Source organism: Bradyrhizobium sp. AZCC 2230 (assembly GCF_036924495.1).
GTDB classification, from domain to species: domain Bacteria; phylum Pseudomonadota; class Alphaproteobacteria; order Rhizobiales; family Xanthobacteraceae; genus Bradyrhizobium; species Bradyrhizobium rifense.
The window spans coordinates 6,133,567-6,146,115 of record NZ_JAZHRS010000001.1 but is presented as its reverse complement, the minus strand read 5'-3'; the positions used below and the strand labels follow the sequence as shown (position 1 = coordinate 6,146,115).

At 63.3% G+C, this 12,549-nt stretch carries 16 protein-coding genes and 1 pseudogene; 6 read left to right on the top strand and 11 right to left on the bottom strand.

What is annotated here, in order from left to right; translation table 11 throughout:
• Positions 1 to 34 precede the first annotated feature (34 nt).
• Complete coding sequence (locus V1280_RS29450; protein WP_334532496.1) at positions 35 to 670, top strand: DapH/DapD/GlmU-related protein; 636 nt, start codon at positions 35 to 37, stop codon at positions 668 to 670.
• 213 nt (positions 671 to 883) lie between these two features.
• Here V1280_RS29450 and V1280_RS29445 read toward each other — a convergent pair whose 3' ends face one another.
• Together V1280_RS29445 and V1280_RS29440 are read right to left on the bottom strand one after the other, a co-directional pair.
• Positions 884 to 1,273 (bottom strand): hypothetical protein, encoded by a 390-nt coding sequence (locus V1280_RS29445; protein ID WP_334532493.1) that lies wholly within the window; start codon positions 1,271 to 1,273, stop codon positions 884 to 886.
• Positions 1,274 to 1,428: 155 nt separating this feature from the next.
• Positions 1,429 to 2,229, bottom strand: coding sequence for a hypothetical protein (locus tag V1280_RS29440; protein ID WP_334532490.1), 801 nt, complete (start codon positions 2,227 to 2,229; stop codon positions 1,429 to 1,431).
• Between the two features lie 116 nt (positions 2,230 to 2,345).
• On the opposite strand from V1280_RS29440, the gene V1280_RS29435 reads away from it, so the two are divergent.
• Positions 2,346 to 3,380: an aspartate-semialdehyde dehydrogenase gene (locus V1280_RS29435; RefSeq protein WP_334532487.1), complete on the top strand. Its 1,035-nt coding sequence runs from the start codon at positions 2,346 to 2,348 to the stop codon at positions 3,378 to 3,380.
• 131 nt (positions 3,381 to 3,511) lie between these two features.
• On the opposite strand, the gene V1280_RS29430 is transcribed toward V1280_RS29435, so the two are convergent.
• Positions 3,512 to 4,156: a carbonic anhydrase gene (locus V1280_RS29430; protein ID WP_148778494.1), complete on the bottom strand. Its 645-nt coding sequence runs from the start codon at positions 4,154 to 4,156 to the stop codon at positions 3,512 to 3,514.
• 111 nt (positions 4,157 to 4,267) lie between these two features.
• On the opposite strand from V1280_RS29430, the gene V1280_RS29425 reads away from it, so the two are divergent.
• Complete coding sequence (locus tag V1280_RS29425) at positions 4,268 to 5,149, top strand: HpcH/HpaI aldolase/citrate lyase family protein (RefSeq protein WP_334532483.1); 882 nt, start codon at positions 4,268 to 4,270, stop codon at positions 5,147 to 5,149.
• Here the strand turns inward: V1280_RS29425 and V1280_RS29420 are convergent.
• The 7 genes and pseudogenes from V1280_RS29420 to V1280_RS29390 all read right to left on the bottom strand — a co-directional run bounded on the left by V1280_RS29420 (position 5,146) and on the right by V1280_RS29390 (position 11,032).
• On the bottom strand, positions 5,146 to 5,967 hold the full coding sequence (locus V1280_RS29420) for an LssY C-terminal domain-containing protein (RefSeq protein ID WP_334532481.1): 822 nt from the start codon (positions 5,965 to 5,967) through the stop codon (positions 5,146 to 5,148). The two genes, V1280_RS29425 and V1280_RS29420, sit on opposite strands and share 4 nt — an antisense overlap.
• Before the next feature lie 34 nt (positions 5,968 to 6,001).
• Positions 6,002 to 6,847 carry a metal-dependent phosphohydrolase gene (locus tag V1280_RS29415; protein WP_334532479.1) on the bottom strand — a complete coding sequence of 282 codons (846 nt, stop codon included), beginning with the start codon at positions 6,845 to 6,847 and terminating at the stop codon, positions 6,002 to 6,004.
• A 266-nt stretch (positions 6,848 to 7,113) separates the two neighbouring features.
• Entirely contained in the window at positions 7,114 to 7,926 is an 813-nt protein-coding gene (locus V1280_RS29410; RefSeq protein ID WP_334538450.1) for a Crp/Fnr family transcriptional regulator, read from the bottom strand.
• A 416-nt stretch (positions 7,927 to 8,342) separates the two neighbouring features.
• Positions 8,343 to 8,761, bottom strand: a pseudogene (locus tag V1280_RS29405) (hypothetical protein).
• Between the two features lie 235 nt (positions 8,762 to 8,996).
• On the bottom strand, positions 8,997 to 9,782 hold the full coding sequence (locus V1280_RS29400) for a hypothetical protein (protein WP_334532476.1): 786 nt from the start codon (positions 9,780 to 9,782) through the stop codon (positions 8,997 to 8,999).
• 80 nt (positions 9,783 to 9,862) lie between these two features.
• Entirely contained in the window at positions 9,863 to 10,468 is a 606-nt protein-coding gene (gene leuD / locus V1280_RS29395) for a 3-isopropylmalate dehydratase small subunit (RefSeq protein ID WP_334532474.1), read from the bottom strand.
• Positions 10,469 to 10,633: 165 nt separating this feature from the next.
• Positions 10,634 to 11,032 carry a metallopeptidase family protein gene (locus V1280_RS29390; protein WP_334532471.1) on the bottom strand — a complete coding sequence of 133 codons (399 nt, stop codon included), beginning with the start codon at positions 11,030 to 11,032 and terminating at the stop codon, positions 10,634 to 10,636.
• A gap of 155 nt (positions 11,033 to 11,187) precedes the next feature.
• On the opposite strand from V1280_RS29390, the gene V1280_RS29385 reads away from it, so the two are divergent.
• Entirely contained in the window at positions 11,188 to 11,469 is a 282-nt protein-coding gene (locus V1280_RS29385; protein WP_334538449.1) for a hypothetical protein, read from the top strand.
• 7 nt (positions 11,470 to 11,476) lie between these two features.
• Here the strand turns inward: V1280_RS29385 and V1280_RS29380 are convergent, their stop codons facing one another.
• Positions 11,477 to 11,686 (bottom strand): hypothetical protein, encoded by a 210-nt coding sequence (locus V1280_RS29380; protein WP_334532468.1) that lies wholly within the window; start codon positions 11,684 to 11,686, stop codon positions 11,477 to 11,479.
• Positions 11,687 to 11,926: 240 nt separating this feature from the next.
• On the opposite strand from V1280_RS29380, the gene V1280_RS29375 reads away from it, so the two are divergent.
• Both V1280_RS29375 and V1280_RS29370 read left to right on the top strand, forming a co-directional pair.
• Positions 11,927 to 12,145 carry a hypothetical protein gene (locus V1280_RS29375; protein ID WP_334532465.1) on the top strand — a complete coding sequence of 73 codons (219 nt, stop codon included), beginning with the start codon at positions 11,927 to 11,929 and terminating at the stop codon, positions 12,143 to 12,145.
• A gap of 94 nt (positions 12,146 to 12,239) precedes the next feature.
• Positions 12,240 to 12,500: a hypothetical protein gene (locus V1280_RS29370; RefSeq protein ID WP_334532462.1), complete on the top strand. Its 261-nt coding sequence runs from the start codon at positions 12,240 to 12,242 to the stop codon at positions 12,498 to 12,500.
• Positions 12,501 to 12,549 lie beyond the last annotated feature (49 nt).

Sequence of the window (12,549 nt, the reverse complement as noted above, 5' to 3'; positions counted from 1 at the left end):
CCCACCCTACGGCACCTGCTCTCGGAGCTACCTCATGGATACCCCCCGCCCCAAGATCGCGGAAACCATCATCCATGACACCGTCCGCCAGCGCGAGGCGCAGATCGGGCGGCGCTGCGAGATCCTCAGCCATACCCGCATCGAATATGCCTCGCTCGGCGACTACTCCTATCTCGGCGAGAATTGCGACGTCGCCGATGCCGTCATCGGAAAATTCACGGCGATCGCAAATTCGGTGCGGATCGGCGCGCCGAACCATCCGATGGGCCGCGCGTCGCAGCATCGCTTCACCTATGTCCCTGAATATTACGACGCGACGGCGAGCCGCGACCGCGACTTCTTCGCGGACCGCCGCGGCGACCGCGTCATCGTCGGCAATGATGTCTGGATCGGCCACGCCGCGATCCTGCTGCCCGGCGTCACAATCGGCGACGGTGCGGTGATCGGCGCGGGTGCGGTCGTCAGCCGCGACGTCGCGCCCTACACCATCGTCGGTGGCGTTCCCGCGCGCGCCATCCGCAAGCGCTTTGATGATGCTGTCGCGGAAAGTCTGCGCCGCATCGCCTGGTGGGATTGGCCGGATGAACTGATCTTCGAACGCCTCGCCGATTTCCGCTCCGAGGCGATCGAAGAGTTTTGCCGGCGCTATGACCCGGCGGCCAATTCATAGAGTGGCTCTCGCAAAACGACAGGTCTCGTAGGGTGGGCAAAGCGACTTGTCCGCCGTAGCTCGAAGAGCGAAGGCGGAAGCGTGCCACGCATTTTCCGCGATGGAGAGATGTGGTGGGCACGGCGCTTTGCGCCTTTGCCCACCCTACGGCACCGCCCGAAACGCAAAAGGCCGGGCGTGAGCCCGGCCTTTTCGATTCGAATTATCGTCCGCTCAGTACAGCGGGAAATTCTGCGGGTAGCCGCCGAGATCGGCCGGCGTGGGCAGCGGCTGGCGATCGATCGGGCGGTTGTTGTTCTCACGGGCGAAGGACGGATAGCCAACGGCCGGCGGGAAGGCATAATCGCTGAACTTGCGGTCGCCGGGATTGACCTCGGTGCCGCCGTCGAGCCAGGAGCGCTTGCTCACATAGATACGGGTGCGGCCCTGCTGGTAGACCGCGTTGGGACCGCTCGGGCCGTAAACGGGCCGGCCGCGATCGTCATAGCGTTGCTGCTTGGTCTTGGTGTCGGCCGAAGCCGGCGCAGCGAAAGCCATCGCAACCACGGCGCCCGCCGCAAGCAAGGTCGCCAGTTTGGTCGCGGTCAAGAAATTCGAGCTCATCACGTCCCCTTCAGGCGGCAAGCCGCCAGTCGATTTCGCCCCATACTAGCCCGGCCGGGGTGGCCGCAACTAGGTCAATTCAGTCACACCACGCCGGAATAATCGTGCGCGCCGGCAAAAGTTACATGCAAACCAGTCACTTGGCCTGACGCCGCTTAAAGCGCCCCGCGCAATTGTGCGTTGGCGGCGCCCAGCAGCCAGTCGCCAGAGCCGGCGGCATCGCAGGAGCGCCGCTTCAGCTCCGCGTGGGCGAACAATTCCGCGAGCTTCGGCTCGTTGCCCGAGGCAAGCAGCGTCATCCGGTTCAGCGTGCAGGCGATCGCCGCGCGACGGGCCGGCATGGTGTCGCCCTGGCAGGAGAAGCCGGAGATCTGCAAGCCCGGCTCCTCATTGCGCTTGAGGTAGCCGAGGCACGCCGGCGTCCCATCCGCTGTGCCGGTCGGCCGGAACAGGGCGACAGGGCCGAATTTGGTGTCGATCAGGCCGGCCTGCTCGAGCGCGGTGGCCTCACCCAGGCCCATCTGGACGGCGAGGCCAGCGGTCGCCGGCCGCGTCACGTCGAATTCGCTGCCTTCCCGGTAGATCTCGAGCTCGGCCAAGGGTCTGTCGGCGCGCTTGTCTGCCTCGCCAGTCCAGCGCATCACGTCGCGCCGGCCGCCCTCGGGATGCCTGAAAATAGTGTAAGAGGCTGTTTTCTCTGTTGAATCGAGCCGGCTGAGCGCAAACGCCGGATGCGACCGGTCCGCGACAGCCCAGCCCGGCTTTGAGGCGGCCTCATCGTCGCGCAGATCAGATAGCTGGCCGAGCCCGGCGAGCGCGAGGATGGCAAACAGCGCCAGCGTCCCCACATAGGCGAACAGGCGCGCCAGCGTACCGACGACTTCGTCGGCGAAATTGGCAAGCGCTAAATGGATCTGGGTGGGCGTTGCGGCCGTGCTGGCCTCGGGCGACTGCATCCACGGCCTTCAGGCATGGTCCAACGTTGTCTTGAGGCCGGTTCTCGCATAGAAGCGCTGCTCTTCCTGTTTAAGCGTCAGCTTCAGGAACGGGCTTTTTCATCGGAGAGTGAACGATGGGTTACAAAGTCGCAGTCGTCGGCGCGACCGGCAATGTCGGACGGGAAATGCTCAACATTCTGGATGAGCGCAAATTCCCCGCGGACGAGGTCGTCGCCCTGGCGTCACGGCGCAGCATAGGCGTCGAGGTCTCCTATGGCGACCGCACCCTGAAGTGCAAGGCGCTCGAGCACTTTGATTTCTCCGATGTCGACATCTGTCTGATGTCGGCGGGCGGCGAGGTGTCGAAGGAATGGTCGCCGAAGATCGGCGCCGCCGGCACGGTCGTGATCGACAATTCCTCGGCCTGGCGCATGGATCCGGACGTGCCGCTGATCGTGCCGGAAGTGAACGCGGACGCAACAGCCGGCTTCAAGACGAAGAACATCATCGCCAACCCGAACTGCTCGACCGCGCAACTCGTGGTCGCGCTGAAGCCGCTGCACGACAAGGCGACGATCAAGCGCGTCGTGGTCTCGACCTACCAATCGGTGTCGGGCGCCGGCAAGGATGCGATGGACGAACTGTTCTCGCAGACCAAGGCCGTCTACACCAACCAGGAGCTGGTCAGTAAGAAGTTTCCCACGCGCATCGCCTTCAACGTCATTCCCCACATCGACGTCTTCATGGAGGACGGCTACACCAAGGAAGAGTGGAAGATGATGATGGAGACCAAGAAGATTCTTGATCCCAAGATCAAGCTCTCCGCCACCTGCGTGCGCGTGCCGGTGTTCGTCGGCCACTCCGAGGCCGTCAACATCGAGTTCGAGAATCCGATCAGCGCGGATGAAGCGCGCGACATCCTGCGCAAGTCGCCCGGTTGTCTCGTCATCGACAAGCACGAGCCCGGCGGCTACGCCACGCCGTATGAAGCCGCCGGCGAGGACGCCACCTACATCAGCCGCATCCGCGAGGACGCGACGGTTGAGAACGGTCTCGTGCTGTGGTGCGTGTCGGACAATCTGCGCAAGGGCGCAGCCCTCAACGCGATCCAGATCGCGGAAGTCCTGATCAACCGCAGGCTGATCAGCGCGAAGAAGAAGGCGGCGTAAGCTCCGTCACAGGTCTCGTAGGGTGGGCAAAGGCGCAAAGCGCCGTGCCCACCATCTGACTATGATTGCGAAAGGTGGTGGGCACGCTTCGCTTTGCCCACCCTACGAATTCAAACCGCGCCGCGGCAGCCCTACACCACGCTCCGCGCGCTCCGGAATTCCTTGCTCGCCTGGTCCAGCACGAACAGCGTTCCCTCAGCGACGCCGAAATAGGCGCCGTGCAGCTGCATCTGGCCGCTCTCGACGGCCTTGCGCACGAAGGGGAAGGTCATCAGGTTCTCGAGGCTGCGGAACACCGCGGCCTTCTCGATGCGCTCGACGAATTGCGCCATGGACTCGTGGCCGCGTTGCTCGACCACTTCGCCCGGCTTGATGAACATCTGCATCCATTTGCCGATGAAGTCGCCGGGCGTCAGCGGCTCGATCTTGTCGACGAAGGCGCGGATGCCGCCGCATTGGGCGTGGCCGAGGATGACGATGTGCTTCACCTTCAGCACCGTCACGGCGTATTCCAGCGCGGCCGAGACGCCGTGCGCGTTGCCGTCGGGCTGATACACCGGCACCAGATTGGCGATGTTGCGGACCACGAACAATTCGCCCGGGCCGACGTCGAAAATGGTCTCCGGTGCAACGCGGCTGTCGCAGCAGCCGATCACCATCACTTCCGGGAACTGTCCCTTCACCGACAGCTCGCGATAGCGGTTCTGCTCGGCCGGCAGCCGCTGGGTGGCGAAGGCGTTGTAGCCTTCCAGCAAATGCTTCGGGAATGTGATCATGGCCTATGCCTAATCATATACCGGTAGCGCGAACAAGCCTTTCGAATAGGCAGGCCAGATGCTATCGGCTTCGGCCAGAATAGAGACGAGCAAACCGGAAGGAACGACAGCATGACCCGCCCGCGCCGCAGCCATCTGTTCATGCCCGGCTCCAACCCACGCGCCCTTGAAAAAGCGCGCAATCTCGCCGCCGACGGCCTCATCCTGGACCTCGAGGATTCCGTCGCCCCCGACGCCAAGGCGGCGGCGCGCGATGGCATCGCCGCCGCGATTGCAGCAAAAGGCTTCGGCAAGCGCGAGGTCCTGATCCGCACCAACGGCCTCGACACGCAATGGTGGGCCGACGACGTCGCGATGGCCGCCAAGGCGTCGCCGGACGGCATCCTGGTTCCCAAGGTTTCAAGCATCGAGGATCTCCAGACCATCGGCCACCATCTCGCCGAGCTCGGCGCCGCGCCGACCGTCAAGGTCTGGGCGATGATCGAGACCGCGCACGCCGTGCTGCATGCCGAGGAGCTGGCCGTGGCCGGCCGCGATCCGAAAACGCGCCTCGCGGGTTTCGTGTTCGGCCCGAACGACATCTCGCGCGAGACGCGGATCAAGATGATGCCCGGCCGCGCCGCGATGATCCCGATGATCACCCATTGCATCCTGGCGACGCGCGCCGCCGGCCTCGAGATCCTCGATGGCCCCTACAGCGACATCAACAATCCCGATGGCTTTGCCACCGAATGCGCGCAAGCGCGCGATCTCGGTTTTGACGGCAAGACGCTGATCCATCCCTCGCAGATCGAAGCCTGCAACGCCATCTTCACGCCGCCGGAAGAAGAAATCGCCCGCGCCCGAAAAATCATCGCGGCGTTCGAGCTGCCGGAAAACGTCTCGCGCGGCGCGATCCGCCTCGATGGCGCGATGGTGGAGCGCCTGCACGCCGACATGGCAAAGCGCACGATCGAGATCGCGGACGCGATCGCGGCGATGGGGAAGGGCTAGGGCGTGCCTTCGGCTCTCTGAGCGATGCTGTGCCATATGGCATCTTTCATGGCAATGAGAGATGGCGGCGGAATGGTCGGCGGATCCGCAGGCCCATTTGCTGCTCCTGGCACCAGGACGGCAACGTGTATCTCGCCATCGGTGTAGTAGGGGTCGCCACCCCCGTTTCGGCCGAACAGCGTTGGGCCTATGCCCGAGATCTGAAAGAAATTGCTGACGACACGTGCCTCGCGCAGATCGGTCATCAGAAGATCTCGCTCGGCATCGATGTTGGCAGCGATATGGTGGGTGACCTGTCCCGTGTCGTGGCTTAGCCCGACGCCCCGATCGAAAGTCGCCGAACCGAGCCAAACCGGACGACCATCATCGCCCTTCTGAAGGGCCTTCCAGAATCGAACGTGATTTCGCCGATCGGCGCTACGCCCTGCAGGCTTCTCGAAGGCGTATTGCTCCTTCTTCCCAAGGTAGTAGAGCGGGCTGACAGGGGCGCTACGATATGGCCGATCCAGTACCACGCTCCCGACGATCTCGATGCTTGAGCGCAGCGTCACAGCATCGGCTGCAAACCAACCGGCCGTGTTCATTGCTCGGACGACGTCTTCGTCGTTACCAACAAGTCCAACGTTCAGCGGATCGGCAGGGATATCGTCCGACGTCCTGGTGATCATCGGCAATGAAGCGAGCCCGGCTTCGTGCTCGTGGTGAATCCACAGGAAGGGCGCCAGAAAGTAGGCCAGGGCCAGATAGGCGATCAGAACCACGGCCAAACGGTAAGGCCACCGTCGCCTCTTCGTCCCGCTCTCGGTGAAATTGGTCATGCGATATCATTCGAGTATTCGTCCAAACTCGCCATCATGGCTGTGGCCCGGACAAGCCCGGTTCGCGCTCAGCCCGGAAAACGTTGCCATACAGGTTTGCGATCCATTGCCGCCCGCTCGCGGTGATGTTGAGGTAGCGTATGGCGCCTTGAATTTGCGGGGCGACGTTGTTCCAATAGAATTGCGGGTACTTGTAGACGACGTCTGCTGGCGTTTCGTAGCCGAGCTTCTTGTTCAACCCGATTTCCTCAAACTCGTAGAAGAGCGCATTTGCTTTTCTGAGATAGTTCGGGTCGCCGAGCTGGCCAATGAGGTCCGCGGCGCGCAGCAGCATCCCTTCCTCTTCAACCAGTTCGTCGTTGGGCGAATCCGTATAGGGAAATCGCGTGAATTCTATCGCTCGCGCAATCCGGCTTGCGTCGACTTCCTCGACACCGTCGAAGCGCTCGGAGGCGAACAGCTTCGAGCGGTCGACATGATGGGGTGCGAGCGAGGCATCGGTCGCCCCGCGCGGGAGGCGAATCGTGCGGCCGGTGACGTCTGCAACATAGGAGTCCTCGGTATCGCCCTGAACGATGCCGCGCACGTATCCGATGTCATGAGTGAGGCAGGCCAGGATGAAATTTGCGTAGTCTGCGGCTGTGGTCGGACGTAACATCATCCGTCCCATCAGGATATCGTGTCCCGCCAGGGTAACGAGCATGGTGTGCTCGACGTCGTGATAGAGTGCGTCGCTGTTGCCGATGCATTCCAGTGTCAGCCTGGCCGCAAACGGCAGCACTTCGGTCAGACGGGCATGAGAAGAACCAAACCGATCTCGGGTATCGGTCGTCAGAAACGACGATAAGGTCTGCGCCACCAATTCAGGAATCGTGATCATTCGGGCACCCGCTCAATGTTGGCACGACAACGGATCACCGTTGCCAGCCCATGATCGAGCCTGAATTTGCCCTGAAAGCTTGACCTAAATCAACCGCCGGTTCGACCTCGATCCGAGGCGGGGACCAAGAAATTCCTCGCGGGGCAGGGATTTCCCGCGATGCATTAGTGCGGCGCGACGTCGCGCGATCGAAGGGCTGATGCGCCATCTCGAAAAGCGGTATCCGCTTTTCTGCGCCAACGCGATTCCAGGCTTTGCTCTCTATTTTATTTTCCCGCCCGCGAAACGGCTCTGGATTCACCATCCGCCTTGTCGGAGGCGACGATGGCGCTTTCCCGTAGCGGCGCATGGGCAGGCTGCGGCGCCGACAATTCCTCGCAATACATCTGATCGATCTTGCCCTGCATGAGCGCATAACAATCGCATGCGGCCTTCTCGAGCCGCGCCCGATCGATCTCGACGGACCCGCGCCGGTCGGACGGGACGGCGCCGGCCTGGCGCAGCTTGCTCATCGTCAGAGTCACTGTCGTCCGTCGCACACCAAGCAATTGCGCAAGCGCATCGTGCGTTACCGGAAGCAGGTCACCGGGAACGCGGTCGTGAAGCTGTAGGAGCCACCGCGCCATGCGGCCATCCACCCGGTGCAGCGCGTTGCAAGCGGCGACCTGCTGGAGCTGCAATAACACCGCGCGGGCGTGGACCTGCACGACATTCCTGATGGCTGCGCTTTGCGCATAGGCAGCCCGAAATCTGGCGGCGGAAATCAGCGATGCTGTGCCAGCCACGCGAGCAACCGCGGTCACGGATGAAAGCGATGGGCCGAGCACGGAGAACGAGGCCAAGGCGCCTTCCCGCCCCATCAAGGTGGTTGCGACCGTTTGCCCGTCCGGCATATCGAGCATGAAGGCGATTGCGCCACTATGGGGAAAATAGACAGGGTCGAGCTCATCGCCGGCCCGCACCAGGACGGCATCGGCTTCGAACGAGACCTTCTGGAAATAGGGCGTGAGCAAGTCGAGGTCCGCCGGCGGCAATGCCGTCAGGAGCCGATTTCGGATGCCCGCGCGGTGGGCGGTCACAATGCCTTCTTGTGAACGCGCACCCAATGAACGGCGGTATCCATCTGTTTGGTTTACCATGACTATCCGAAGAATTGCCGAACGGCAGCCATCCAAACAGAGCCACTCGTCCAGATCAAGCACGGACAATTGCGGAGACCTGACCGGCGGCCTCGCCACTGAAACGGGATCCCGCATAAGTCATACTATTCGATCCTCGCGCGACAGCCGTGATAGTTCGGCGCGGCGATGCCGCCGGCGAGATCGTGGTGGCGCTGTCCCTTGTGATGGCAGAGCGAGCAGACCCGCTTGATGTCGCGCAGCAACGGCGGCTGCGCGCGCCGGCACCTCGTCGTGCCACGGTCCTTCTTGCATCCAACAACGTCGTCTCTCGTCTCGGCCGTCGCCGGATAAGGCCGACAGCCGCTCGCTGCAGCTCAGCGCGACGCGATGTCGGCGCGATCGAGTGACTCCAGCGTCGCGGCATTGCCGCAATAGCCGTGGTAATTTTCAACGACCGTGCCGGTGACGAGCTCCAGATAGCAGCGTGCCTTTTGATGGCACAGCGAGCAGACCCGCTCCATGTCGCGCAGCAGGAGCGGCTGCGCGCGCTGCAGGCGGTCGGTGTCGATGCCAAGCTGCTCCAGCATTTGCGGGAGTTCGTCGGCCGCGTGCCGGCCGTGGTGGACCAGCTCTTCCAGATCATCGGGCGCGATCCTGAGATCATTCGCGACCGGCCGAAATCGGAGCGATCGAGCTGCCGCAACTCGCTCAGCTCGCGGCGATGCTTCAGCCAGCCGGCAAAGGACTCGATGAGGTCCTGAACAATGGGATAGGGCCTGCTTGCGGCGTTCATGGCGAAGCTCCATTGGGCGCGTGCGATGGGAGCGAGACTAGGCACAATGGTGCAAGGGCGCGTTGCGCTGGATCAAATTGAGAATGGATCGAGAGACACCGGTCTCGTGCCCCGGACGCGGCGCAGCACGCAGTGATGCGCTGCAGAGCCGGGGCCCATGTCGCGGCGTACTGGGTCCCGGCTCTGCGGAGCAGCGTTGCACGCTGCACCGCGTCCGGGACACGAGAGAGGAGAGCTACGCAAACCGCTCCGTCGCCCACGCATACAGGCTGCCTGGAATCGGCTTCTCGCCGCCGCGGCCTTTGGGCGAGATGTGCAGGCCGATGATCTCGGGGTTGGTGACGAGGTCGAGATAGCTCGACGGATCGAAGAACAGTTTTGGTTCGGCATGTACGGCGTAGAACGACTGCTTCGGCAGCGCGTTGTGCAACTCACCGGTGCGGCGGGCGAGCGCGGTCAGTGCCGCCGGCCCGAAGATCGCGACACGAATGTCGGAGAGTCGGTTCGAGCCGCCGCGCAGGCGGCGCATCAGGAAGGTGATGCGGTGGCGCACCGACAGCCAGTTCGGTGTCAGCTCCTCCTGCTCCATCAGCTCTTCAAAGGCCGCGACGATGCCGTGCTCTCGCGGAAGGTAGATCACGGAGTTGCCGAGCTGGCGCGGCCGCTCCCATGCGAAGTACGGTTTCGCCGGATCGATCTCGACGGGCTTGAGCAGCAGCACATCGGCGTCGAGCCAGAGGCCGGCACTCTTGGCCATCAGCTTCATGCGGAAGAAATCGCTGAACTGCAGCGTGGTCCAGTCGCGCCAGCTGCCGTCCGGCTGCGGCGGCCGCAGCCGTTCGGAGAACGCGTGCGGCAGGATCGCTTCGGCATCGGCATTGCCGACGCCCGCGGGAAGACCCGGGATGGTGTCGAAACTATAGACCGTGACCTTGTGGCCGGCAGCCAATTGCGAGCGCAGACAGGTCTGGCGCAGCGCGTCCATCGGGCCATGCCAGAAGGTGACGATCTCGGGCAGCATGCGTGCAGCTATACGGGATATTTTGGGCAAAGAAAAAGCCCCGGCGCTTGTAGCACCGGGGCTTCGAATGAAACTTGAGATCAGGCCCAGGCGCGCTCGCGCTTGAGCTTGTCCTCATAGGTGTCGATCGAGGTCTTCTTTTCCATCGTGAGACCGATGTCGTCGAGGCCGTTGATCAGGCAGTGCTTGCGGAACGGGTCGATCTCGAACTTGACCTTGCCGCCGTCGGGACCACGGATCTCCTGGTTCGGCAGGTCGATCGTCAGCGTCGCGTTGGCGCCGCGCTCGGCGTCGTCGAACAGCTTGTCGAGGTCTTCTTGGGCAACGCGGATCGGCAGAATGCCGTTCTTGAAGCAATTGTTGTAGAAGATGTCGCCGAACGAGGTCGAGATCACGCAGCGGATGCCGAAATCGAGCAGCGCCCACGGCGCGTGCTCGCGGCTCGAGCCGCAGCCGAAATTGTCGCCGGCGACCAGCACCTTCGAAGTGCGATAGGCGGGCTGGTTGAGGACGAAATCCGGATTCTCGCTGCCGTCGTCCTTGTAACGCTGCTCGGAGAAGAGACCCTTGCCAAGGCCGGTGCGCTTGATGGTCTTGAGGTACTGCTTCGGAATGATCATGTCGGTGTCGACATTGATGATCTTCAGCGGCGCCGCGACGCCTTCCAGCGTAGTGAACTTGTCCATGGTTGCGCTTCCCGAGGGTGGTTAGGGACCGCGTATTTATCGCGATCGGGGGCCAAATCCTAGGCCGATTTCGGCAGATCTCGTCTGCTTGGCGGGTCTGAGGCCAAACTAGTGCGGCATCGGGAATCCACCTCTCCCTGCTGGGGAGAGGTGGACCGAGCCGCTCTACTCTGCCTGAGCCTCAATCGCCGCCATATCGTCGTCCGAGAGGCCGAAATGGTGGCCGATCTCGTGGATCAGGACGTGGCGGACGATATGGCCGAGGCTTTCGTCGTGCTCGGCCCAGTAGTCCAGGATCGGCCGGCGGTAGAGCCAGACCATGTTGGGCAGCCGCGCCACGTCGCCAAAGCTCTGCTGGGGCAGGCCGACGCCCTGGAACAGGCCGAGCAGGTCGAACTCGCTCTCGCATTCCATCTCGTCCAGGACCTCCTCGGTGGGGAAGTCGTCGACGCGGATGATCACGCCTTCGCAAAGGCTGTGAAATTCCGCCGGCAGGCGCTCGAAAATGTCGTGCGCCGTCACTTCCATCTCGGCCAGCGAGGGCGCTTTCAGGTCCGTCCACATGCGCTTGTCTTAGCGCGGGTTCCGCAGCGATGCATCCGGCTTTATAAGCGTGCGAGGTTGACGGGCGCCGCCAAAACGGGGAGCTTGGGGCCTCGATGGGGACGGTTCAGGTGGGCGGTAAAATGCGAGCAAAAACAGCGCTGACGCTACTGTGCATGGGGTTGTTTTCGCAGTCTTGCGTTGGCGCACATGCGCAGACGGCTGGCAGCGTGGTCCGCATGGCCCAGGCGGTCTCGCCCGATGACGTCCCGCCGCCCCGCAAGCGGCCCCAGAGCCGCCTGCGCGTCACGCCCTACTACACCCCGGACGGCGTCTATCCGCGCTACAACCCGGGCCCGGATGCGGTCCGCGAGTGCAACGCCACCTATGTGCAGGAATACCGGCCGAGCGGCACGGTGATCGTGCCGCATATGAGCTGCTACTGGCGCCGCGGCTGAGACGCGCTCAGTGCCGGCGCAGCGCGCCGATCAGGCCGGCGCCGACGACGAGTGCGGACACGCCATAGACCAGGATCGCCATCACGAGCTGCGTCAGCGGGCTCGCCGTGCCGCCCTCGACGCCGGGCCCCTGCGAGGCCAGTGCTGAACTCGCGCCGAGCAGGACGCTTGCTGTGATCGCGAGTCGAGATATCCGCAATGCGCTGGAATTTGCCATGACCATCTCCTGCATTCGCTCGACCAAGAGATACGTGCGTCGCTGACGGCTGGTTTTGGTGGCGCACGAAATGTTGCGCCGATGCTCAGGAACTTGCCTGTGCCCCGCGCATTCGTGTCCGGGGCGCGTTCATCCATAACAGACTCAGGCCCATGGTTCCAGGTTCGGCGCTTGCCGAGCCTGCGCCGCGACGTCTGATCCGTGCGTGCACCCGCAACGATGTCAGGAGATCCAACAAAAATGCAGTCCTTGAAAATGCTGGGCCTCGCGGCCGCCGGTGCGCTGTTCGTCCTCGCCGCACCAGTCGAGCGCGCGCAGGCGGTGTCGCTGATCAATCCCGGCGCCGCGCAAGCGGTGCAGGATGAAGTCACGCCGACAACCGAGGTGCGCTGGCATCGTCACGGCTGGGGCCGGCCGCATTGGCGCGGCCACCACTGGCGTCATCATCGCCGTTGGTGAACCACGGCGCGAGTTGAGAACAGGCCCGCATGTCGGGCCTGTTTTAACTTGCAGGCGGCGGTGCGATGCCCTCATGTTGCGGGCGGAGGTCGTCATGACGAGATGGATTGCATTGGCTGTTGTTGTCGGGCTCGCCGCAGGCCTGTCTCACGCCTCCGCTGCGCAGAGAGTGACGAAGCTGCCCGATGCCTCCGCCGGCCGCGCGGTGTTCGATGGGCGACGACATGTGCGATATGATGTTGCGCGGTACACTCCGCGACCTGATCCGCACTATTACGCGCGGCCCGTCTATTACCGTCCTTATCCCTACGGCGTGCCCGCGCCGTTCGTCATCGGCTACGGACCGTTCTGGTGATGCGTTAGCCGCAGGCGCAAATTCCTTCGATTGCGTAGACGTTCATCTC

Excerpts from the sequence above, each read along its gene's own strand:
- V1280_RS29375 (WP_334532465.1), top strand. The coding sequence starts at position 11,927 with ATGCAGTCCTTGAAAATGCTGGGCCTCGCGGCCGCCGGTGCGCTGTTC.
- V1280_RS29450 (WP_334532496.1), top strand. The coding sequence starts at position 35 with ATGGATACCCCCCGCCCCAAGATCGCGGAAACCATCATCCATGACACC.
- V1280_RS29380 (WP_334532468.1), bottom strand. The coding sequence starts at position 11,686 with ATGGCAAATTCCAGCGCATTGCGGATATCTCGACTCGCGATCACAGCA.
- V1280_RS29415 (WP_334532479.1), bottom strand. The coding sequence starts at position 6,847 with ATGATCACGATTCCTGAATTGGTGGCGCAGACCTTATCGTCGTTTCTG.
- V1280_RS29370 (WP_334532462.1), top strand. The coding sequence starts at position 12,240 with ATGACGAGATGGATTGCATTGGCTGTTGTTGTCGGGCTCGCCGCAGGC.
- leuD (WP_334532474.1), bottom strand. The coding sequence starts at position 10,468 with ATGGACAAGTTCACTACGCTGGAAGGCGTCGCGGCGCCGCTGAAGATC.
- V1280_RS29440 (WP_334532490.1), bottom strand. The coding sequence starts at position 2,229 with ATGCAGTCGCCCGAGGCCAGCACGGCCGCAACGCCCACCCAGATCCAT.
- V1280_RS29385 (WP_334538449.1), top strand. The coding sequence starts at position 11,188 with ATGGGGTTGTTTTCGCAGTCTTGCGTTGGCGCACATGCGCAGACGGCT.
- V1280_RS29425 (WP_334532483.1), top strand. The coding sequence starts at position 4,268 with ATGACCCGCCCGCGCCGCAGCCATCTGTTCATGCCCGGCTCCAACCCA.
- V1280_RS29435 (WP_334532487.1), top strand. The coding sequence starts at position 2,346 with ATGGGTTACAAAGTCGCAGTCGTCGGCGCGACCGGCAATGTCGGACGG.
- V1280_RS29420 (WP_334532481.1), bottom strand. The coding sequence starts at position 5,967 with ATGACCAATTTCACCGAGAGCGGGACGAAGAGGCGACGGTGGCCTTAC.
- V1280_RS29445 (WP_334532493.1), bottom strand. The coding sequence starts at position 1,273 with ATGAGCTCGAATTTCTTGACCGCGACCAAACTGGCGACCTTGCTTGCG.
- V1280_RS29400 (WP_334532476.1), bottom strand. The coding sequence starts at position 9,782 with ATGCTGCCCGAGATCGTCACCTTCTGGCATGGCCCGATGGACGCGCTG.
- V1280_RS29390 (WP_334532471.1), bottom strand. The coding sequence starts at position 11,032 with ATGTGGACGGACCTGAAAGCGCCCTCGCTGGCCGAGATGGAAGTGACG.
- V1280_RS29430 (WP_148778494.1), bottom strand. The coding sequence starts at position 4,156 with ATGATCACATTCCCGAAGCATTTGCTGGAAGGCTACAACGCCTTCGCC.